At 71.3% G+C, this 22,704-nt stretch carries 14 protein-coding genes and 1 pseudogene; 11 read left to right on the plus strand and 4 right to left on the minus strand.

Going from position 1 to position 22,704, the window contains the following annotated elements; translation table 11 throughout:
• Positions 1-74: 74 nt before the first annotated feature.
• The 9 genes from ACZ3IL_RS22145 (at position 75) to ACZ3IL_RS22185 (ending at position 12,129) form a co-directional block, all read left to right on the plus strand.
• Positions 75-1,631 carry a long-chain-fatty-acid--CoA ligase gene (locus ACZ3IL_RS22145; protein WP_467392539.1) on the plus strand — a complete coding sequence of 519 codons (1,557 nt, stop codon included), beginning with the start codon at positions 75-77 and terminating at the stop codon, positions 1,629-1,631.
• A gap of 42 nt (positions 1,632-1,673) precedes the next feature.
• Positions 1,674-3,344, plus strand: a complete 1,671-nt coding sequence (locus ACZ3IL_RS22150; protein ID WP_467392541.1) for a class I adenylate-forming enzyme family protein — start codon at positions 1,674-1,676, stop codon at positions 3,342-3,344.
• A 3-nt stretch (positions 3,345-3,347) separates the two neighbouring features.
• Positions 3,348-4,115 (plus strand): SDR family oxidoreductase, encoded by a 768-nt coding sequence (locus tag ACZ3IL_RS22155; protein WP_467392543.1) that lies wholly within the window; start codon positions 3,348-3,350, stop codon positions 4,113-4,115.
• Positions 4,116-4,144: 29 nt separating this feature from the next.
• Complete coding sequence (locus ACZ3IL_RS22160; RefSeq protein ID WP_467392545.1) at positions 4,145-5,383, plus strand: acyl-CoA dehydrogenase family protein; 1,239 nt, start codon at positions 4,145-4,147, stop codon at positions 5,381-5,383.
• The gene (locus tag ACZ3IL_RS22165) at positions 5,383-6,483 is read left to right on the plus strand and encodes a phosphotransferase family protein (protein ID WP_467392547.1); all 1,101 of its coding nucleotides are present in this window, start codon (positions 5,383-5,385) and stop codon (positions 6,481-6,483) included. Before ACZ3IL_RS22160 ends, ACZ3IL_RS22165 begins: the two co-directional genes overlap by 1 nt.
• A gap of 631 nt (positions 6,484-7,114) precedes the next feature.
• Positions 7,115-8,077 carry an SLC5/6 family protein gene (locus tag ACZ3IL_RS22170; protein ID WP_467392549.1) on the plus strand — a complete coding sequence of 321 codons (963 nt, stop codon included), beginning with the start codon at positions 7,115-7,117 and terminating at the stop codon, positions 8,075-8,077.
• Between the two features lie 252 nt (positions 8,078-8,329).
• Positions 8,330-9,196 (plus strand): phytanoyl-CoA dioxygenase family protein, encoded by an 867-nt coding sequence (locus tag ACZ3IL_RS22175; RefSeq protein ID WP_467392551.1) that lies wholly within the window; start codon positions 8,330-8,332, stop codon positions 9,194-9,196.
• A gap of 48 nt (positions 9,197-9,244) precedes the next feature.
• Positions 9,245-11,428 carry an ATP-binding SpoIIE family protein phosphatase gene (locus ACZ3IL_RS22180; protein WP_467392552.1) on the plus strand — a complete coding sequence of 728 codons (2,184 nt, stop codon included), beginning with the start codon at positions 9,245-9,247 and terminating at the stop codon, positions 11,426-11,428.
• A gap of 56 nt (positions 11,429-11,484) precedes the next feature.
• Entirely contained in the window at positions 11,485-12,129 is a 645-nt protein-coding gene (locus ACZ3IL_RS22185) for a TetR/AcrR family transcriptional regulator (RefSeq protein ID WP_362317801.1), read from the plus strand.
• A 64-nt stretch (positions 12,130-12,193) separates the two neighbouring features.
• Here the strand turns inward: ACZ3IL_RS22185 and ACZ3IL_RS22190 are convergent, their stop codons facing one another.
• Positions 12,194-15,409 carry a bifunctional cytochrome P450/NADPH--P450 reductase gene (locus ACZ3IL_RS22190; RefSeq protein WP_467392553.1) on the minus strand — a complete coding sequence of 1,072 codons (3,216 nt, stop codon included), beginning with the start codon at positions 15,407-15,409 and terminating at the stop codon, positions 12,194-12,196.
• Between the two features lie 252 nt (positions 15,410-15,661).
• Between ACZ3IL_RS22190 and ACZ3IL_RS22195 the strand changes: the two genes are divergently transcribed.
• Positions 15,662-16,723: a zinc-binding dehydrogenase gene (locus ACZ3IL_RS22195; protein ID WP_467392554.1), complete on the plus strand. Its 1,062-nt coding sequence runs from the start codon at positions 15,662-15,664 to the stop codon at positions 16,721-16,723.
• Positions 16,724-16,808: 85 nt separating this feature from the next.
• Here the strand turns inward: ACZ3IL_RS22195 and ACZ3IL_RS22200 are convergent, their stop codons facing one another.
• The gene (locus ACZ3IL_RS22200; protein ID WP_467392555.1) at positions 16,809-17,498 is read right to left on the minus strand and encodes a DUF1345 domain-containing protein; all 690 of its coding nucleotides are present in this window, start codon (positions 17,496-17,498) and stop codon (positions 16,809-16,811) included.
• A gap of 730 nt (positions 17,499-18,228) precedes the next feature.
• Positions 18,229-18,882: pseudogene (locus ACZ3IL_RS22205) on the minus strand (transposase); the annotation flags it as partial.
• 473 nt (positions 18,883-19,355) lie between these two features.
• Between ACZ3IL_RS22205 and ACZ3IL_RS22210 the strand changes: the two are divergent.
• Positions 19,356-20,723, plus strand: coding sequence for an MFS transporter (locus ACZ3IL_RS22210; RefSeq protein ID WP_467392557.1), 1,368 nt, complete (start codon positions 19,356-19,358; stop codon positions 20,721-20,723).
• A gap of 75 nt (positions 20,724-20,798) precedes the next feature.
• Here the strand turns inward: ACZ3IL_RS22210 and ACZ3IL_RS22215 are convergent, their stop codons facing one another.
• The gene (locus ACZ3IL_RS22215; protein WP_467392559.1) at positions 20,799-22,682 is read right to left on the minus strand and encodes a helix-turn-helix domain-containing protein; all 1,884 of its coding nucleotides are present in this window, start codon (positions 22,680-22,682) and stop codon (positions 20,799-20,801) included.
• Positions 22,683-22,704 lie beyond the last annotated feature (22 nt).

The raw sequence follows: 22,704 nt of genomic DNA on the forward strand, positions 1-22,704 counted from the left end.
CACCCGCTCCGAGCCGGGCCGCGTGTTCTGTTCCTCCGCGGCCCGGCCCGGTCCACCTTTCCGGAAATGGCACCATGCTGAACCTCTCGGTCCTGCTCGAGGACTCCGCCCGCACGCACCCGGACCGGGACGCGGTCGTCCTCGGCACGACGCGTCTCACCTACGCCCGGATCGACGCCGCCGCCAATCAGGTCGCCAACCTCCTGGTCGACCGCGGCGTCCGGCCCGGCGACAAGGTCGCGCTCAGTTGTCCGAACGTGCTCTGGTTCCCGATCGTCTACTACGGGATCCTCAAGGCCGGCGCCGTCGTCGTACCGCTCAACATCCTGCTCAAGGGCCGGGAGGTCGCCTACCACCTCGCCGACTCCGAGGCGAAGGCGTACTTCTGCTTCGAGGGCGGCGAGGGCCTGCCGATGGGGGCGGAGGGGCACGCCGGGTTCAGCGAGACCCCTGCCTGCGAGCACTTCTTCCTCATCACCGCCGATCCCGCGGCGGAGAGCCCGATCGAGGGCGTCGAGACCATGGGCGCCGCGCTGCGGGGCACCGCGGCGACGTTCGACGGCATCGGGACGTCGGGGGACGAACCGGCCGTGCTGCTCTACACGAGCGGTACGACGGGGCAGGCGAAGGGCGCCGAACTCAGCCACGCCAACCTGGTGCTCAACGCCCTCGCGGTCAACCGGCTCTTGGAGAACCGGCCGGCCCTGGACACCCATCTGGTCGTGCTGCCGCTGTTCCACTCCTTCGGCGCGACCGTCCAGATGAACGCCGGCTTCTCGACGGCGAGCACGCTGGTGCTGCTGCCGCGGTTCGACGCCCGGCAGGCGGTGTCCCTGATGCAGCGGGAGGACATCACCGTCTTCGCGGGTGTCCCCACCATGTGGTGGGGCCTGTTGCAGGCGCTCACCGAGGACGTCGACGTCGAGAGGATCGCGAGGAACCTGCGCGTCGGAGTCTCCGGCGGCGCCGCGCTCCCCGCGGAACTCATCAAGCAGGTCAGGGAGCGACTGGGCGTCCAGGTCCTGGAGGGCTACGGCCTCTCCGAGACCTCGCCGGTGGTGACCTTCAGCGATCCGGCGCGGGAGCCCCGTCCCGGGTCGATCGGAGTGCCGATCTGGGGCGTCGAGGTCAAGCTCGTCGACGCGGACTGGTCGGAGGTCGAGGACGACGGCACGGGCGGCGCCGTCGGCGAGATCGCGGTCAAGGGCCACAACGTGATGAAGGGCTACCACGGCCGCCCCGAGGCCACCGCCGAAGCCGTCAGGGACGGCTGGTTCCGCACCGGCGACCTGGCCCGCAGGGACAAGGACGGCTTCTACTACATCGTCGACCGGGCGAAGGACCTGATCATCCGCGGTGGCTTCAACGTCTACCCGCGCGAGATCGAGGAGGTCCTGATGACGCACCCGGCGATCAGCCTGGCCGCGGTCGTCGGCGTGCCGCACGAGAGTCACGGCGAGGAGATCAAGGCGTTCGTCATCCTCGAGCGCGGCGCCGAGGCCCGCCCCGACGAGCTGGTCGCCTGGAGCAGGGAGCAGATGGCCGCCTACAAGTACCCGCGCATCGTCGAGGTCGTACGGACGCTGCCCATGACCTCCACCGGAAAGATCCTCAAGCGCGAACTCACGTGACCGGCGCGCCGAGCGCGTGGACACGGACGGGAAGGACGGCAGATGACAGTGGATGACGGCGGGCGGCGGGGCACGTCCCCCGACGGGTCCGGTACGGGGCCGGACACGACACCCGGCTCGCTCGTGGCCGCCTGGAGGGCACGCGTGGCGAAGAACCCGGAGGGCACCGCGCTCCGCTACTTCGACGGTGCCCTGACCGCGCGGGAGGTGGACGAGGCGTCGGACGCCCTGGCCGCCGCCTTCGAGGCACGCGGGACCGGCCGGGGCGACCGGGTCGGGGTGTACCTGCAGAACGTTCCGCAGTACGCGCTGGTGCTGCTGGCCCTGTGGAAGCTGGGCGCCACGGTGTTGGGGCTCAACCCGATGTACCGGCGCCAGGAACTGCGCCGGATCGTCGACGACTCCGGGGCGGTCGGCGTCGTCTGCGCGGACGAGGACGTCCACGAGACGCTCGGCACGCTGGCGGGGAGTTCGGTGCGGTGGCTGGTCAGCACGTCGGCGCTGGACCACCAGTCGCGGAACGATCCACGGGTCTTCGCGACGACGGAACGCCTGGCCCCCGCGCCGGACGGCGACCTGGTGGCCCTGATCGGCGAGTTCGAGGGCCGCGGCCCCTCGCCCGTGGAGCCGGTCCGTGACGACGTCGCGTTCCTGACGTACACCTCGGGGACGACGGGGCCGCCGAAGGGTGCCATGAACACCCACGGCAACGTCCTGAGCGTGGTGGCGACCTGCGCGTCGTGGATGGGCGTGGGCGACGGGGACGTCGTGTTCGCCATGGCCCCGCTGTTCCACATCACCGGCGCGGTGGTCAACGCGACGATCTCCCTGCTCACCGACACCACGCTCGTCCTGGCGGGCCGGTTCCACCCCGAGGTCGCCCTGGACGCCTTCGCCGAGTACGGGGTGACCTACACGATCGGCTCCATCACCGCGTACAACGCGATCTTCCAGCTGCCGCAGGCCGGACCGGAGCACTTCGCGTCGGTGAAGGCCCTGTACTCCGGGGGCGCTCCGATCCCGCCGGCGACCGTCGAGCGGTTCCGGGAACGGTTCGGCGTCTACCTCCACAACGGCTACGGGATGACCGAGACGACGTCCGCCGTCATCGCCGTGCCGCCGGGTGAACGGGCGCCGGTGCACGCTCCGAGCGGGACGCTGTCCATCGGCAAGCCCCTGCCGCGTCTCACCGCGCGCGTCGTGGACCCGCACGGCGATCCGGTGCCGAGCGGGGAGCAGGGCGAACTCGAATTGAGCGGGCCGCAGGTGGTACCCGGCTACTGGGACAAGCCCGAGGCCACCCGCCGGGCGATGCCGGAGGGCCGGCTGCGTACCGGTGACGTCGCGGTGATCGACGAGGAGGGCTGGGTCTACCTGGTGGACCGGCTCAAGGACCAGATCAACGTGTCCGGGTACAAGGTCTGGCCGCGCGAGGTCGAGGACGCCCTGTACGAACACCCCTCGGTCCTCGAAGCCGCGGTCGTCGGCCGGCCGGACGAGTACCGCGGCGAGACCGTCGTCGCCTACGTCTCCCTCAAGGCGGGCCTGACCGCATCCGCGGAGGAGCTGATCGCCTTCTCCCGCGAGCGGCTGGCGGCCTACAAGTGCCCCCGCACGATCCTTTTCCTCGCCGACCTGCCCAAGACCCAGAGCGGCAAGATCCGGCGCGCCGAACTCCGCGACACCGGAGCGATATCCCCCTCGAAGGACTGATACATGAGCCAGAATCGTTTCTCCGGACGCATTGCCGTCGTGACCGGGGCGAGCCGGGGCATCGGTCTCGCCGTCGCCGAACGGCTCGTCGCCGAAGGGGCGCGCGTATGTCTGACCGCCCGCAAGGCCGGCCCCCTCGAAGAGGCCGCCGCCGCGCTTCCCCCGGGCAGCGTCGTCACCGTCGCCGGCAGGGCGGACGATCCCGACCACCGCCGCGAGGTCCTGGACACCGTCGCGCGCGAGTTCGGCGGGCTCGACGTCCTCGTGAACAACGCGGGCATCAATCCCGCCTACGGCCCCGTCGTCGGCCTGGACCTCGATGTCGCCCGCAAGGTGCTGGAGGTCAACGTCCTGGCCACCCTCGCCTGGGTGCAGGACGCCGTGGCCCACCCGAAGCTCGGTTTCACCGAACGTCGGGGCGCCGTCGTGAACCTCTCCTCCGTCACCGGCGACACCCCGTCACCCGGCATCGGCCTCTACGGCGTGAGCAAGGCGGCGGTGTCCCATCTGACCCGGACCCTGGCCGCCGAACTCGGCCCGGAGATCCGCGTCAACGCGGTGGCCCCCGCCGTGGTGAAAACCCGGTTCGCCGAGGCCCTGTACGAGGGCAAGGAGGCAGAGGTGGCCGCCGACTACCCCCTGCGGCGCCTGGGCGTGCCGTCCGACATCGCCTCCGCCGTGGCGTACCTGGCCTCGGAGGACTCCTCCTGGGTCACCGGCCACGTCCTCACCGTCGACGGCGGCCTCACGGTCGCCGGCGGCACCGCGTAACGACCTCGCTCCTCCCACAAAGGACAGCCATGACCACCTCTGACCTTCCGCCGGAGCTCGCGGAGCTGCGTGAGCGCACGCGCCGGTTCATCCGCGAGACCGTCGTCGACGCCGAACCCGCCCCCGGCGGACGTCTCGACCGGGCCACCCGCGACCGGCTCCAGACCGCCGCGAAGGAGGCCGGTGTCTTCGCGCCGCTCGTGCCGAAGGAGTACGGCGGGCAGGGCCTGCCCATCGAGCACTGGTCTCCGATACTCCAGGAGGCCGGGTACTCGCCGATCGGCCCCAGCGTGCTCAACTGCATGGCCCCCGACGAGGGCAACATGCACATGCTCCACCTCATCGCCACCGAGGAGCAGAAGAAGCACTATCTCGCGCCTCTGGCGGCCGGCGACGTCCGGTCGTGCTTCGGGATGACCGAGCCCCACCCCGGAGCGGGATCCGACCCGGCGGCGCTGCGGACCACGGCCGTACGCGCCGACGGCGGCTGGATCATCGACGGCCACAAGCGGTTCACCAGCGGAGCCGCCGGTGCCGCGTTCTGCATCGTCATGGCGCGCACCCCGGCCGTCGACGGCTCCCCCGAGGGGGCCACCATGTTCCTCGTCGACCTGACGAACCCCGGGATCCGGATCGGCGAGGCGATCCACACCGTGGACCGCGCCATCGACGGCGGCCACCCGCACCTGTACCTGGAGGGCTGCTTCGTCCCCGACGACGCGGTCCTCGGCGAGGTCGGCCTCGGCTTCCGCTACGCGCAGGTACGGCTCGGGCCCGCGCGGCTCACGCACTGCATGCGGTGGCTGGGGCTGGCCCGCCGGGCGCACGACATCGCGCTGGACCGGGCCGCGAAGAGGGAGCTGTTCGGCGGTCCGATCGACTCGCTCGGCCTGGCGCAGCACCTGATCGCCGAGTCCGTCATCGACATCGAGACCTCCGACGCGATCATCACCAAGACCGCGGCGCTGCTGCACGGCGACCCGAAGGCGGGCTCGGCGATGTCCTCGGTCGCGAAGGTCCACTGCTCGGAGGCGATCCACCGGGTGATCGACCGTGCCGTCCAGATCTGCGGCGGCGACGGCGTCTCCGACGGACTCCCGCTGGCCCAGTACCTGAACGAGGTGCGTCCGTTCCGCATCTACGACGGCTCGAACGAGACCCACCGGTGGGCCATCGCACGCCGTGCCTCGGCCGGCCGGCGGGCCGCCGTCCAGGCCGGAGAGCGATACCTGGGCGACGCCGTCGTCGGCAGGGACGGGGCCGAGTGATGGTCTCCGTCCCCGACGGGGTCGAGGTCGTCGCGAGCTGGGACCAGGCCCGCCGTCTCGACAGCCCTCCCCTGCTCGTCGTCGACGCGGTCACCGGCTTCCTCGACGCGCACGGCGTCGGCAGCGGGCCGATCGCATGGCAGCGCATCGGCGACGGGCAGTCCAACGTCACCTATCTGATCGAACGCGGCAACCAGTCCGTCGTCCTGCGCCGTGGGCCCCGCCCGCCGCTGCCGAAGTCGACGCACGACATGGTTCGTGAAGCCCGGATCCAGAGGATGCTTCACGGGCACGGAGTCCCGGTCCCGGAGATCATCGCCGTCTGCGAGGACGAGGACGTCCTGGGCGTGCCGTTCTACCTCATGGACCGGCTCGACGGCACGGTCATCACCGACACGATCCCGCCCCACCTCTCCTCCGTCGGACAGCGCCGGGCCACCAGCGAAGCGGTCGTCGACACCCTGGTCGCCCTGCACGGCATCGATGTCACCGAAGGGGAACTCGCCTCCCTGGGCCGCCCCGAGGGGTACCTCCGGCGGCAGGTCGAGCGGTTCCGCGGCCTCTGGGAGGTCAACACCACCCGCAGCCTGCCCGCGGTGGAGCGCATCGCGGACTGGCTCGCCCAGAACCTGCCGACGAGCCAGGCGGCCTCGGTGGTGCACGGCGACTACCGCATGGGCAACCTCATGTTCGCCCCGCGGGCCCCGGCCGAGGTCCTCGCGATCCTCGACTGGGAGATGGCCACGCTCGGCGACCCGCTCGCGGACCTGGGGTACCTCACCGCCACCTGGTCCGAGGCCGGCAGCCCTGCCACCCCGCTCGAACTCACCGAGGTGACCCGTTCACCCGGCTACCTCACCCAGCGCCAACTGGCAGAGCGCTACCAGCGCCGCACGGGCCTCGATCTCACCCCGCTCCCCTGGTACCAGACCCTCGCCCTGTGGAAGGCGGCGATCTTCTGCGAGGCCATCCACACCCGCTGGCTGCGCGGCGAGCGTCCCCACGACACCACCTTCGGACCGTCGCTCGAAACGGGCGTCCCCCGGCTCCTGGAGCGGGCCGGGCACTACGCCGGCCTGACCGCGACCAGCCGCCGCTGACGCCCGACGTCCGCGGTGCGAGGCGCTTCACCGGCCTCACCGCGGGCGGGCCGTCCTGCTCCGACGTCACGCCGAGGCCGTCGTTCGCCGTAGAACTGGTGCGCCTTCCCCGCGGGCGCCGCGCCACCGTCGAACCCCGGCGGCCACGGGCATGGCTTCCGACCGGCACGGAGCACGGCTGCCCGGCTCCCTCGCCCGTCCTCAACGGCTGCGACCGTCCCGCACCCCCTCGCACCGAGTCCGTCTTCCCTGTCCTTCCGGAGAGAGGTCCCGTGCCCTCCGATTCCTCCCGGCATTCCCCCCCGTGACACACGGATGCTGGTCACCGTCAACGCGCTGCCGCTCGCCGTCGGCGTCCCGCTCTCCCGCTCTCCTGCTCTCCTGCTCCACGACTCTCGGAGAGATCTCCGTGTACGGCCGTCTCACCCTCGCCATCACGTGGGCGTTCACCCAGCTGGTCGTCCTCGTCGGCGGGACCTGGTGGTACGAGAACCGGCCTCCGTCGACAGCGCCCTCGCACTCGGCGTCTTCCTGCTCCTCGCCTCCAGGATTCGCGCGACCCGCCGTTACACCCTGGGCGAACTGTTCTCCCTGCGCGCCGGGGGGGCCGGGAGTACGGACCGCCGGCGCCGTGGTGACACTGTGCATCGCCGTGGCCCTGCTCATGGTGCAACTGCGGGCCGGCGGCATCACCACCGCCCTGCTGATCGGCATGCCGAGCGAGCGGGCCCAGGTGGTGTGCACGGTGCTGATGGGTTTCCTGGTCACGTGCTTCGCAGGGGTGGCCGATCTGCGCGGCACCGGTTTCGTGCAGGCCGCCAAAGTGCCCGTGGCCCTGGTGACGCTCGCCGCGGTGACCCTGCCGGCGCTCCGCTTTTTCGACTGGAGTCCCGGATCCCTGCTGTCGGCGGCCATGGACAAGAGCGTGTCGCCGGACGAGTACCTCAGCCCTGGACTGTGGAAGCACTCAGCCGGAGGCGGACCGCTCGGCACGCTCAGTTACCACGCCTGTGTCGCCTTCCTCGCCGTGCTCACGGCCGTGGCGGGCGTGACCTTCGCCGCCGCCGTCTCCGTGACCCGCGACCTGCTCGGGCGGAAGGGCCGTGCCCGGATCGGGATCGGAGAGCCGGCGGTCCTGCGGCTGTCCGTCGTCGTGCTCTGCGTCGTGAGTCTTCTCCTCGCCACCGCCGTACACCGCTATCCCATCGAGTTCCTCCTCGCCTTCTCGCCGAGCCTCGCGGCCACGTGCGTGTTCCCCGCGGTCGTCCATTCCTTCCCCTGGACCGGATTCAACCGCCACGGGCTGCTGTGGCTCGTCCACGGAGGGCTGTCCCTGTGCGCCCTCCTGACCCTCACCTCCCCCGCCGTGTCCGGGACGAAATACGCGCTGCTGCCGGAGCAGGACTTCAACCTGTTCCCGCTCCACACCCCCGGTCTGGTCTCCGTACCGGTGGCCTTCCTCCTCGGATGGCTCGGCAGCACGCGTCCCTGGGAGCGGGCCACACACCGCCGGCACACGGTGTCGGGACCGGCTTCCGCCCGTAGCGCCCCCGCGGCTCGCGTCGGCTCCGGCAAGGACGCCGTGAGCGGATAGCTCCGCCGTGCCCGCGACCGGACGGTGCATCGTGCACCGGGCCCGGGCGAAGCAGGTGCCCGCTGTCGTTCTCGCCTGCGGTACCGGCTGGCGACAGTGAGACGACCACCACAGGAACACCGCGGAAACGCCCGACCACCGGACCCACTTGATCGTCGCGAGGACGCCGCGCGGGAGTCCCCCGACGACGGCACGTCCGCAGCTGATCGAACAGCCGGTCGACCGTGCTTCGGATCGAGGAAGAGGACACGCATGACGACACAGAAGAAGACCCGGTCGCTGACGTCCGTGGCGAACGACACGCCGGCGGAGGAGATCCTCGAGATCGTGACCCGTGACGGCGGCGTCATCATCAAGGGCTTCCTGACGCAGGAGCAGATCGTCCGCTTCAACGCCGAGATCGAGCAGCCGCTGCGGGCGCTCGCCCCGGGGTCCACCCACGAGGACGAGATCGTGGCCGCGTTCCACGGCAGCAACACCAAGCGCCTCACGAACCTGGTGACGCACAGCGCCACGTTCCGCGGCGAGGTCATCGACCACCCCCTGGTCCACGAGGTCAGCGACCTGGTCTTCCTCCAGGAGTCGGGCACGTACTGGATGACCACCGCCCAGGTGATCGAGATCGGCCCCGGCAACAAGGCGCAGATGCTCCACCGTGACCTGGAGAACTGGTTCCCGTTCATCGGCATGGGGCCCGGCGGGCCGGAAGTCACCATCAACTTCCTGGTCGCCCTGACCGACTTCACGGAGGAGAACGGCGCCACCCGCGTCATCCCCGGAAGCAACCACTGGAGCGACTTCGAGGACCGCGGGACCCCCGAGCAGACGATTCCCGCCGTCATGAACGCCGGGGACGTCCTCCTCATCAGCGGCAAGACCGCGCACGGCGGCGGGGCGAACCGGACCGGCGACGAGTACCGGCGGGGCCTCGCCTTCACGTTCAACGCGGGCTTCCTCACCGGCGAGGAGGCGTACCCCTTCCTCGTCGACAGGGAGCTCGCCAAGACGCTCTCGCCGCGCGTCCAGCGCATGCTCGGCTTCCGCTCCCAGTACCCCACGGGCTCTCCCGGCCTGTGGCAGGTCGACTACGCGGACCTGGGCGACTACCTCGGTCTCTGAAAGCCGGGTCGATCAGAGGCCGCCACAGCCGTCCGAGGAGCGCACACCATGGCTTTCCCGTACATTCGCACTATGGGAACCGAGGTCGATGCGTTCCTTGGTCAGCTGGCCCGCCACCTCAGACCGCAGGTGAAGAAGCTGGCCGGCCTGCTGCTCCAGCGCCTGAACGGCGAACTCCCCGAGCTGTGGGAGAACGCGGACATCGAGGTCCTGACCCTGGAGGAGACGGCCCAGCACGTCACCGCACTACTGGATCTCCTGGAGGCCCGCCCCGGCGCGAGCATGCCGGAAGCTCCTCCGGCCGCCTTGGACATCGCCCGCCTCTACGCCCGGCGGGGAATCCCGGTGAGCCGGCTCCTCCGTGCCTACCGCCTCAGCCATCTCAGTCTGCTCGAACAACTCCAGGCCGAAGCTCCCCGCCTCACCCGCGACTGGCACATGATCAACCTCGCCACGGTGAGACTGGTCGCGATCGGTTTCGACTACGTGGACCGTTCCTCGGAAGAGGTCGTCGCCGCCTACCAGGAGGAACGCGACCGTCTGCTGCGGCGTCGGCTCACCCTCACCGACAGGGCGAGCAAGCGGATCGGGACCACGCTCGACATCTTCCGCACCGCGGAGGAGCTGACGGAGGTCTGCACCGAGGACTTCGCCGACCTCGTCACCGTCGACCTCTTCGACTCCGCACTCGACGAGACCGGCACCGGTCCGCCGGAGGCCCTGACGCAGCGCCGCGTCGCCCAGCGCTCCGTCCTCGACGGCTGTCCGGAGTCCCCGCTCCGCGTCGGCGGGACCCACACCTACCCCGAGGACTCGGAACCGGTTCGCGCACTGACCACCGGACGGTCCGTCCTGCACCACATCGCGGGGACCGGGATGCCCACGTGGGTGGCGCCGTCGGAGTCCCACGGCCGAGTGCTGCGCGACCTCGGGGTTCACTCCGTACTCCTCGTGCCTCTGCACGCCCGTGGGGACACCCTCGGTCTGGTGCAGTTCGTACGCCACCGCATCTCGGCCCCCTTCGACGACAACGATCTCCTGCTGGCGCAGGAGATCGCCTCCAGGGCGGCGGTCTCCATCGACAACGCCCGCCGGTACACCCATGAGCGTTCCACCGCGCTCGCCCTCCAGCGGAGCCTGCTGCCGCGGAACACGGTGCGACACGCGGCCGTCGAAACCGCCTCGCGTTACCTGCCCGCCGGATCCCGCGCCGGCGTGGGCGGCGACTGGTACGACGTCATTCCCCTGTCGGGGGCCCGCGTCGCACTCGTCGTCGGCGACGTGGTCGGTCACGGCCTGCGCGCCGCCGCCACCATGGGCCGGCTCCGCACGGCCGTCCGCGCCTTCGCCGACATCGACCTCATGCCCGACGAACTCCTCACCCATCTGGACGACGTGGTCATCCGCATGCAGCGCGAGGAGTCGCCGGGCGAGGGCGAGACCAGCGCCACCTGCCTGTACGCGATCTACGACCCCGTCTCGCGCAGGTGCTCGCTGGCCAGTGCCGGCCACGTCCCGCCGACCGTGGTGACCCCCTCGGAGATCAGCGACGCCTTGCCGGAGGTACCGATCGGACCGCCTCTCGGCCTGGGTGGACTCCCCTTCGAAACCTCGGAGTTCGAGTTGCCGGAGGACAGCCTGCTGGTCCTGCACACCGACGGGCTGATCGCCGGCCGCACGCATGACGTGGACCGAGGACTCGCCACACTGCACGACGTCCTCACCTCGGCGCCGGACTCGCTGGAGGAGACCTGCGACCGCCTCCTGGCCGCACTGCTGCCCGGCCGCCCCGCCGACGATGTCGCCCTGCTCGTCGCCCGGACCCATGCCCTCGACCCGAACCACGTCGCCACGATGGACCTCCCGTCCGATCCGGCGGCCGTGTCCGGGGCCCGCCGCTTCGCCTCCGACGTCCTGGCGACCTGGGGGCTGGAAGATCTCTCCTTCACCACGGAGCTGGTCGTCAGCGAACTGGTGACGAACGCGATCCGCTACGGCAAGAGCCCCGTCCGGCTGCGACTGATCCTCCAGTCGACGCTCACCTGCGAGGTCTCCGACGGCAGCAGCACCGCACCTCATCTGCGCCGCGCCCGCATCTTCGACGAAGGCGGCCGCGGCCTGCTCCTCGTGGCCCAGTGTGCGGAGCGCTGGGGGACGCGGCACGGTCGTGAGGGAAAGGTCATCTGGGCCGAGCAGGCCCTTCCCGCGGACGGTGCGTCGGGGCCGAGGTGACGTAACGCCTGACCCGAACCGACTTGATCGATCGACTAAGTCGATATAGTGGGCCTATGGCTCATGTTTCCGCGGCGGAGCGCCGCCCTCAGTTGATCAAGGCGGCCATCGACCTCATGACCCGGGAGGGCGTCGCCGCGGGGAGTACCCGCGCCATCGCCGCGGAGCTCGGTGTCGCGCAGGCCACCGTCCACTACACCTTCGGCACGAAGGAGGACCTGTACCGAGCCGTCATGGACCAGATCACCGACGAGCTGGTGACGCAGGTGCGGCGGGCGGCGCCGGAGGACGCGGGCTTCGAGGAGACCTTCAGCGCGCTGGCGGGGGCCCTGTGGGGCACGGTGCGCGAGCCGACGTCGCACCACCAGTTGCTCAGCGAGCTGACCATGTTCGCCCTGCGCGTGCCCGGTCTCAACGAGGCCCGGCAGAGCCACTACCGGCGGGTCATAGAAGTGACCGCGCAGGTGATCGCGGAGACGGCCGAGAGGGCGGGGCAGGAACTGGCCGAGTCCCCGGAGACGGTGGCCCGGTTCTTCCTCTCCGGCTTCGACGGACTCACCATGCAGGTCCTCCAGTGCCTGCCGGACGAGGCCACCGAGCGGACGGGGCTCAGGGCGCTCGTGGGCGCGACCGTGGCGCTGGCCAAGGGGGACCTCGACCTGCCTGACGTACCGATGGCCCCTGACGTACCGATGGCCTGACGCGACGCGAAAACGGTGGTGGGCGCACCCGGAAAGTGCGCCCACCACCGTTTCTGCGTGAGGATCAGCCGGCCCAGACGTCCTCGACGTAGCGCCCGGACCCGACGAGCGCGGCGAGCCACGCCTCGGCCCGCTCGTCACTCTCACCGGTCCGCTCGCGGTAGATCGCCATAAACGCCTCCCGTACGGCGGGGGCCATGCGACGACCGTCGCCGCAGACGTAGACGCGCCCACCGGCTTCCAGGACCGACCACACCTCCTCGCTCTCGCGGGCGATGCGGTCCTGGACGAAACGGGCTCCGTTCTCGGGCGCGTGCATGAAGGTGGGACGCATGCTGACGGCGCCGTCCGCCTCGGCCGCCTCGAACTCCTCCCGGTGCAGGAAGTCCACGTCCGGGTGGTCGCAGCCGAAGTAGCAGAGCAGGGTGCCGGTCGAGCCCGTGTGGTGGCGGTCCAGGACCGCGCCGCGGAAGGGCGCGAGGCCGGTGCCCGCGCTGACCAGGATCACCGGCACGGAGGTGTCCTCGGGGAGGCGGAATGACTCGCTGCACGGCAGGACCCGGGCCTGGATCACGTCGCCCGCGTTCACGGTCTGCAGGAAGTGCGAGGCGATGCCCCGGAAGGTGCCCTCGCCCGCCCTGTGGGGCGCTGCGAGCAGCGACACCATCAGGTCGGCCTCGCCGGGCCGGGCCGCGGCGGACGACGAGATCGAGTAGTGCCGGGGACGCAGGACCGGCAGCAGCTCCAGGAAGCGCTCGAAGGGCAGCTCGCACGCGCGGTGGCGCTCCAGGAGGTCCAGGACACTGAGCCCCGCGACGGTCACCTGCTCCCGGAAGGTCTCGGGATCGGCGGTGGCGAGCGCGGTGAGGGGCTGCTTCTCGGGCGGGCAGTCGGTGTGCTCGGCGAGCACGGCGACCTGCTCCCGGGTGGCCGCGTCCTGGAGTTCGACGAAGTCGGTGAGCAGGCGGCGCAGGGTCAGCGGCCGGTCCACGGGCAGGGCGCCCCGGCTCCGGCGGCGGGCGCGCAGCCGGACGGTGCGGTCCAGGTCGAGGCCGAAACGGTCGGCGACGCGCCGGACGAGGTCCTCGGGGTTGCTCGGCAGGACGGCGAGGTGGTCGGCGGTGCGGTAGGTGACGCCCTGGGGCAGCCGCAGTCGCAGGAACCGCTTGGAGCGGCCCAGCTCGTGGTCGGTGTCGACGAGTTCGTACGCTTCGAGGACCTCCATCGGCTGGACGCCGTGGCGCTCGGCGAGACCTCCGAGGACCGACTCCGAGGTGTCCTCCAGCTCGTACAGCCCTTCCCCCTCCACCTCATGTGCGGGGGCGGCCGCTTCACCGGCGACCGCCTCGCCGTACTCCTCCAGGAGCGCCTTCCACAGGTCTTCCGTCCACTGGTCGACCGCTCCGCCGAAGTCGCCGGAGGCGTCGGCGCTGCCGCGCTCCAGGAGCGGGACGGCGCCGGCGGCGGCCAGGCGCTCGTCGATCAGGGTGGGGATCCGCTGGTAGGTGGCGGCCCAGTTGCGGTCGCCGACACCGAGGACGGCGTAGCGCAGCCCGGTGAGCGAGCCGGGGGCGAGGTTCTCCAGGGAGGCGACGAACTCGGCGGCGTCGTCGGTCGGGCGACCGTTGTAGGAGGCGGCGACGATGACGACCGGTCCCTTGGAGCCGGCCAGCCTCTCCGTGTACGCGTCGAGGGGGGAGACGACCGGGGCGAAGCCGTGCTCCTCGCCGTCCGTGCCGAGGTCGCGGGCGATGCCGGCGCAGGTGCCGAGGTTGGAGCCGTGGAGCAGCGTCAGCGCGGTCCCGCCCGCCCGGCGCGTCACGGCCGTGGTCCGGCCCGCGGCGGTGTCCACCGCCGCGGCGACGGGCAGGCGCCGTTCGTCGCTGGTGCGGCGGGCGAGCCTCAGGCTGAACCCGTCGGGCTTGATCGTCAGCGTCGACTTGATCTTCATCTGGTAGTCGGTGTGGTCGATCAGCCGGTAGCGGTGCACCAGCAGGCCGAGCAGCAGGGTGGCCTCGTGCAGCGCGAACTGGCGCCCGATGCAGGCCCGCTCGCCGCTGCCGAACGGCTTGAAGGCGTGGACCGAGCGGGTCGCCTCCCGCTCGGGAGCGAAGCGCTCGGGGTCGAACAGCTCGACGTTCTCCCCCCAGGCCGCGTCGCGGTGCAGGGCCGAGGCGATCACCATCAGCGACTCGCCCTTGCGCACGGGGTACTTGCCGCCGATGACGGTGTCCTCGATCGGCTCGACGGCGTACGCGGGCGCCGTCGGCCACAGCCGCAGGCTCTCGTTGAGCACCTGGCGGATGTAGGTGAGCTTGCCGATGTCGCCGTACTGGGGGTCCGGGGATTCGGTGTCGCCCCACAGGGCGTCCACCTCGGCCTGGGCCCGGGCGAGGACCTCCGGGTGCTTGGTCAGGTAATAGAGGGCGAAGGAGAGCGCGCTGCTGGTGGTCTCGTGGCCGGCGATCAGGAAGGTGATCACCTGGTGCCGGATGTTGACGTCGTCCAGCGGCTCGCCGGTGACGGGGTCCTTCGTGTGCAGCATCAGCCCCATCAGATCGTCCGTGCCGGTGTCGCCGGAGGCACGGCGCTCCCTGATCACGTCGTCGACGAGCTCCGTCATCAGGTCGACGTCCGCGCGGAACTGCTCGACCTTCTTCCTCTTGAACAGTTCGGAGCCCGGGATGGACTCGCCCTTCTCCTGGGCGAAGACGAGAGCCCGGGACATCGCCTCGACGAACGGGTGCGGGTCGTCGCGGCGGAAGGACTGGAAGTCGTAGCCGAAGCCGCACAGGCCGATCGTGTCGAAGGTCAGCCGGGTCATCTCGTCGGGCACGTCCACCGACTGCACCCCAGCCAGCCGGTCCCACTTGCCGATCAGCGACCGGGCGACCCGAAGCATGGGGGCGTGGTAGCTGCGCATCGAGCCGAGCGAGAAGGCGGGCATCAGGATGTCGTGGGCCTTGCGCCAGTTCGGCTCGTGGTTGTAGGCGGTGAACAGACCGTCCCCGGCCAGAGCCCGGACCTCGACCAGGTCGGCGTGCACGTGCTTGCGGAAGCGGGTCTCGTCCGACAGCTCGGTCACGAGGTCCAGACCGCCGACCATGACGGTGTCCCTCCCGAAGAGCCGCAGCCGGTACACGGGCCCGAATTCCCTGAACTCCTTCAGCAGGTAGGCCAGGAAGTCCGCGCCCGCCGGAACGTTGAACGCGTGGCCTACGAGGGGCAGCGGGGGGCGCTCGGGGATCGCCCGTGCCGCGCCTACGGACACCTGAGTCATGAGCGTGCCTTTCGTTGCACTCCAGCAGTCACCAGTCAACATACATGCGACTTTGTCGAGTGAACATGTCGCTTGACTGTATTGAATGACACAACCATGGGGAGGAACTCGGAGCGCCCCGTGAACGTCTGGCGGGAGCGGCTTGACAGGCGACCTCGTCAATGGACAGGGTTTGGCGACAAGGTCAGTCGACCATGTCGAGCGCCTGAGCTATGCACGCGCTTCTTCCACCGAGCACATCGAGGTCTCCGCATGAACACCATGCTGGCCGGGCGGCTGCGCCTGGACACCCGTACCTTCGCCGTCGAAGAGGTCCCGATCCCGGTCCCCGGCCCGGGCGAGGTCCTCGTGGAGGTGCGGGCCGCCGGCGTCTGCCTGTCCGACATCCATCTGATCGACGGCAGCCTGAGCCCCTTCTTCCCCACCGACGCCGTCACGAAGGCGGGTGCCGTCACCCTCGGCCACGAGGTCGCCGGAGTCGTCCACACCCTCGGCCCGGACGTGAAGGGCGACTGGACGCCCGGACAGCGCGTGGTCCTCCAGGCCGGCGAGGCGTGCGGCGACTGCGGCGGCTGCCTGCGACGGACGACGTGCCACCGGCCGATCACCCGCGGCCTCGACTACGACGGCGGCTGGGCGCAGTACGCGATCGCCCGCGAGGGCACGCTGCTGCCCATCCCGGACGACCTGCCCTTCGACCAGGCCGCGATCATCCCCGACGCGGTCTCCACCCCGTACGCCGCGATCGTGGGAACCGGCGCGGTCCGCCCCGCCCAGTCGGTCGGCATCTGGGGCGCGGGGGGCCTCGGCGCCCACGCCGTGCGGCTCGCCCGGATGGTCGGCGCGGCCCCGATCCTCGCGATCGACCCGCTGCCCTCGGCCCGCGAGCGGGCCCTCCTCTTCGGCGCCGACGTCGCCCTCGACCCCCTCGCCCCGGACTTCGCGGAGGCGGTGCGGGAGGCGACGGCCGGGCGCGGCCTCGATGTCGCGTTCGACTTCGCCGGCGTGGGCGCCGCCCGCGCCCAGGCCGCGTCGGTCCTCGGTCCCTTCGGTTCGCTCGTCCTCGCCGGACTCACCCCTGAGCCGGTCACGATCGCCGACAGCATCGGATTCTGCTTCAACGTCAACCAGGTCCGCGGCCACTACGGCTCCGAGCCGGAGCACGTGGAACAGCTCGTCGGACTGGCCGCCGCCGGACGGATCGACCTCGGCCCCTCCGTCAGCGCCCGCGTACCGCTGGCGGAAGCCGCGGAGGCCGTCGCCCGGCTGGAGAAGAAGATCGGAGACCCGATCCGCCTCGTGCTCACCCCCTGAGCACGAAGGGCGGTGGCCGGCTCACTCCGCACGCGCGGACGAACCGGCCACCGCCCCACCATCGCCCGAGGACCGACGGCACCTGTCAGACGCCCTGCCCGCTGTCCAGTGCTGCGACCATGCCGGCCACGATCACCGTGTTGAAGACGAACGCGATGGTCGCGTTGGCCGCCACCGTCCGGCGCATTTCCCTCGACAGCACCGTGACGTCCGTCGTCCCGAACGTCGTCATGACCGAAAGGGCGAAATACACGTAGTCGTCCCAAGCCGCCGTCTCCCCGCCCGGGAAGTCCAGCGCCGTCTCGTCCTCCACGAGGTTGTCGGCGTAGAACGCCACCGTGAAGGCGACCAGAACGCAGATCCAGGCCACGGCGACGAGACCGAGCGCCATCAGAACCCGCGCGCCCGCCGGGAGGGCGGAACCCAGATGCCCGGGACGCCACACCGCCGACACCACCAGCGCCGCCGACGCGATGAGAACCGACACCCCGGGTCCCGGCGCGGTCCCCAGAAGGTAGCGCTGCAGCACCGTCCCCCGCTCCTCCCTCCTGGCCCAGAAGCGGATCCGTTCCGGCGGCGCGGCCGAAAAGGCTCTCAGCGTGACCACCAGGTAGCAGATCAGGTAGGCGAACAGTGCCACCACGCCCAGATCGGCACTGGAGGCGGACACGGACCCCGGCGCGAGAACCCCCAGCAGGCCGAGGAGCACGGCGACGCAGGCCCCGAGGACCGTACTCACCACGGACCGGCGGCGCTCGGAGAGCCATGAATGCACCGGCAGTACCTCCTCTCGAGCGTCCCCGCGCATGCGGCGACAACTGCTCGGCCCGACGAAGGGGCGGGGAACAGAGCGCGATCGCACGAAAGACCGCGATCACGCCAACATAAAGCTCCGTTGCGCTTGCTGCCGTCACGTTCGCCGGTAGCGTCGCACTAACCTCGCGTCGACACAGGTTCGGACGTTACAGACGTGCAGACCTAAGGGCTGTCCCGTAACTGCTGCTTGCCACAGGCGCTGCGCCTTTCCTCGCACTGAGTTCCGATGAGGGCGGGAGCGTTGTCAGTGGGCGAGGGCGCACTGACGTGCATGATCACCTCTTCATCCACCGCAGACGATGCCTCCGATCCCTCCCTTGCCCGGGTGGAGTCGATGGGCGGCCCTCTGATCGTCGTCCCCGTCTCCGTCCTGGCCTCCTGGGGCGGGTGTACGGAGAGCGGACTTCCGGCGGGAGACGCCACCCGCCCCAGACGACCACGACCGGGCCTGCGCGGTGGACGAGCTGGCCGGTGTGCTCCGCACCGACGAGAACGGTGCGCAGGCGCTGGTGCTGGCGGACGAGCGAGTACCCCGATGGGGGATGCCCGCCGAGGCGTCGGTTCCACTGCCCGCCGGCCGCTGGAGGGTCCGCGCCACGCAGACCAAGGTGGACGAGGGGAACTGGGTCGGCCTGGTCCAGCTCCTGCCCGCCGCATCCTGAACGGACAGTCCTTCGGGCCGGGTGCAGTCAGTCGCGGCGCGCGAGGTTGTGCAGATGGGCGATGCCGGGCATCGCCTGGTGCACGCCATCGCCTTCGAGGCGGCAGTCGCGCAGGATCTTCCAGGTCTTCATCCGGGCGAAGGCATGCTCGACCCGAGCACGGACCTTGCGGTGGGAGGCGTTGTGCTCTTCCTTCCAGACGGGCGGTTCGCTCTGTCCGGGGGCGCGGCGGTGTGGGATGACGAGCCCGGTACCCCGATAGCCGCTGCCGGCGATCACTGTGGTGTTCCCGACGGCGGCCTTCGCCCCGGACAGCTCCCATGCCTTGCAGTCGTTGCGGTTGCCTGGCACTGGTCGGCCGACCACGACCACCAGTTGGGTGCCTGCGTCGATGACGACCTGGTGATTCGTCGAGTACCGGTAGTCCCTGGACCGCTCCGCCACCGCGTGGTCGCGGGTGGGGACCAGGGTGCCGTCCACGAGGAGCACGGCGTCCTTGCGAAACCGTTTCCGGGGCCGGAACGCGAGAAGAGGCCCCACGTGCCTGACGATGCGGCCAGCCGCGGACTTCGAGACACCGAAGAGCGGAGCGAGCTGCCACAGGGTCAGGCTGGTGCGCCAGTACGCAGCCACCAGAAGCACCCGGTCCTCCAGCGAAATCCCCCATGGCCGGCCCCGCCGACGCCCCCAGGCCCTGCTCGGCGACAAGGGCTACGACTCGAACCAGCCTCCGCGAACGGCTATCCGGCCCACGGGACCAGCAGCGCCACACATGGAGGATCGCAATCCACTACCGGTCTTGGCGCATCCACCGGAACCCGGTCCGTCACAGATGCCGGAGTTCAACGCTGCGCAGTCAGCACCAAGTCAGCACGGGAGGGGTCGGCACGGGTGCTGACATGGGATTTCAGTCAGCACGAAACCAGCACGGGAGTCAGCACCGCACAACCAAAACGTGCTCGATCGGCGCAACCCGGACAGTCCCTCACCAGGCCCCTCGAACGCCTTCGACAGGGTCGCCGCAGCAGGTCATGGCGGTCGGGCGCACACGGCCCACTCGAACTATGGTGTCCCACCACATACGCCCCTGACCTGCCGCTTCCTACGGTGTGGCGACACCGAAACGTCCCCGTACCCGCCTGGAAGTGGTGCACATGGCCGCCGCAGCTCCCTCCCCCACGCCACCCAACTCCCTCAAGAAGATCGTCGCCGCCAGCCTCATCGGGACCACCATCGAGTGGTACGACTTCTTCCTGTACGGGTCCGCCGCGGCGCTCGTGTTCAACAAGCTCTTCTTCCCCGAGTCCGACCCGCTGGTGGGGACCCTGCTGTCCTTCCTGACGTACGCCGTCGGATTCGCCGCCCGGCCGCTCGGGGCCCTGGTGTTCGGGCACTACGGCGACCGGCTGGGCCGGAAGAAGCTGCTGGTGCTGAGCCTGCTCCTGATGGGCGGGGCGACGTTCGCCATCGGGCTGCTGCCCACGCACGCGACCGTCGGGTCCGCCGCTCCCGTGCTGCTGACCGTGCTGCGGCTGGTGCAGGGCTTCGCGCTGGGCGGCGAGTGGGGCGGGGCCGTCCTGCTCGTCTCCGAGCACGGGGACGCCCGGCGGCGCGGGTTCTGGGCCTCCTGGCCGCAGACCGGCGCGCCGGCCGGGCAGTTGCTCGCCACCGGTGTGCTCTCCGCGCTGACCGCGCTCCTCTCCGACGCCGCCTTCGCCTCCTGGGGCTGGCGCGTGCCGTTCCTCCTCTCCGGGGTCCTGGTGGTCGTCGGGATGTGGATCCGGCTCTCCGTCGACGAGTCGCCCGTCTTCAAGGCGGCCCTCGCCGCGGCCGAGGAGCGCAAGGCCGTCGCCGGGCAGGCCGAGAAGACGCCGCTCGTCGCGGTCCTGCGCCACCACTGGCGGGACGTGCTGATCGCGATGGGCGCCCGCATGGCGGAGAACATCTCGTACTACGTGATCACCGCGTTCATCCTCGTCTACGCGACCACCCAGGTCGGGCTCTCCAAGCAGACCGCCCTGAACGCCGTCCTCATCGGGTCCGCCGTCCACTTCGCCGTGATCCCGCTCTGGGGCGCGCTGTCCGACCGGATCGGGCGCCGGCCGGTGTACCTGATCGGCGCGGTCGGCGTCGGGGCCTGGATGTTCCCCTTCTTCGCGCTCATCGACCGGGGGGGCTTCGGCAGCCTGCTGCTCGCCGTCACGGTCGGCCTGGTCCTGCACGGGGCGATGTACGCGCCGCAGGCCGCCTTCTTCTCCGAGATGTTCGCGACCCGGATGCGTTACTCCGGTGCCTCCATCGGCGCCCAGTTCTCCTCCGTCGCCGCCGGCGCGCCCGCCCCGCTCATCGCGACCGCGCTGCTCGCCGACCACGGCAGTTCGACCCCGATCGCCCTGTACGTGATCGCCGCCGCGCTGCTCACCGTCGTCGCCGTGGTCTGCGCCCGCGAGACCCGCGACCGCGACCTCGGCGAGGTCGCCGAGCGGGCTCCCCGGGACTCCCGCGTCGGCGCCGACGCCTGACCCCGGCGCACCGCGCACCGCCTGCGCACCGGCCCCGGTCGTGCTCCCCGCGAGCGCGGCCGGGGCCGGTGCGCGTCACCTCCTCGCGACCGCGTCCGAGAGGGCGTGCAGCCGCAGCGCGAGCTGGATCTCCAGGGCGCGCTCCGGGGACTGCCAGTCGGGGCCGAGGAGCCGGCCGACCCGTTCCAGGCGCTGGGCCACGGTGTTGACGTGGACGTGGAGTTCGTCCTTGGTGCGGGCGGGGCTCATGCCGCTCGCGAAGTAGGCGTCCAGGGTGCGGACCAGTTCGGTGCCGCGCCGCCGGTCGTACGCGACGACCTGGCCGACGGTGCGGTCCACGAAGCCGTCGACGTCCCGGCCGTCGGCGAGCAGCAGGCCGAGGAAGCCGAGGTCCTCGGCGGCGGCGCCCTGGCCCGAGCGGTGCAGGAGCCGGAGGGCGTCGAGACAGCGGCGGGCCTCCCCGTACGCGACGGCCACCCGGTCCGGGTGGTCGAGGGGCTCCCGTACGGGGGCGGAGGCGCCGACGGAGACCGGTTCGCGCAGGGTTCCTCCGAGGTCCCCGGCGGTCTGGCGGGCGAGTTCGGCGGCGGTCTCGCCGGGGCCGAGCGGCAGGAGGAGGACCGTGCCGCCGTCGCGCGCGGAGGCCAGTCCGCGGCGGGTGGCGGCGAGGTGGGAGGCGGCCGACCACAGGCGCCGGCGGTCGGCGCTCTCGCGTCCGGCGTCGGGGGCGGCGCCGGTCCGGTCGGTGCGGGCGGCGAGCACGACGTGCGGGGCCTCGCTGTCGGCGCGGAGCCGGGCGGCGCGTTCGCGCAGCAGGCGGCGGTCCCGGTCGGGCGCGTCGAGGAGGTCGTCGAGGAGTTCGCCCCGTACCCGCTGCTCGGCCTCGCCCGCCGAGCGGCGGGCCAGCAGCAGGAGGGAGGTGACCAGGGCGGCGCGTTCCAGGGTGCGCTGGTCGACGGGGTCGAGGTCGGGCCGCCCGCGCAGGACGAGGGCGCCCAGGGTCTCGCCGCCGACGGAGACCGAGGCGATCCAGTCGTCTCCCTCGCGGACCGCGTGGCCGTCGGCGTGGCGCGCGGAACCGGCGCCCGTTCCGGTGAACTCCACGGTCCCGCCGAGGACTTCGGACACGGCACGGGTCACGTCGTGGACGCCGCCGCCGTGCAGGACCAGTTCGGAGAGGCGGTCGTGGACCTCGGAGGCCCGTTCGATGACGCCGCTGTGCTCGCGGATGATGTCGTTGGCGCGTTCCAGCTCCGCGAGCGCCGAGCGGGTCTCGGCGAGGAGGTTGGCGGTGTCGATGGCGACGGCGGCGTGCGCGGCGAAGGAGCCGAGCAGGGCGACCTGTTCGCGTTCGAAGACCCTGGCCCTGCGGTCGGCCGCGAACAGCACGCCGATGACCTGGCTGCCGAGGCTGAGCGGTACGCCGAGGATGGCGACGAGGCCCTCGTCCCGTACGGCCGTGTCGATGGTCCGGGTGTGCTGGAAGCGGGCGTCGTCGAAGTAGTCGTCGGTGACGTAGGGGCGGGCGGTCTGCGCGACGAGGCCGCCGAGCCCTTCGCCCATGCCCAGCCGGAGCTGCTGGAAGCGGGCGGAGACGGAGCCCTCGGTGACCCGCATGTACGTGTCGCCGGCGGCCGGGTCGTTGAGGCTGAGGTAGGCGACCTCGGTGCCCAGGAGGGAACGGGCGCGCTGGACGATGGCGCGCAGGACCGCGTCGAGGTCGCGGAGTCCCGCGAGGTCGTGGGCGGTGGCGAAGAGCGCGGACAGCTCCGCCTCGCGGCGGCGGCGGCCCTCCAGCTCCGCCCGGACGCGCAGGGCGAGCTGCTTGGCCTCTTCCAGTTCGGCCAGTGCCTCGGGGCCCGCGCCGCTCGCGCGGGCGAGCAGCACGGGCCGGTCGTAGGCCTCCGCGGCGGCTCCCCGGGCGAGGAGTTCCAGGTAGGAGACGTGTTCGTGGGACATGGACACAGGGATACCTGCCGTA

Source organism: Streptomyces sp. NPDC014907, from assembly GCF_055562975.1.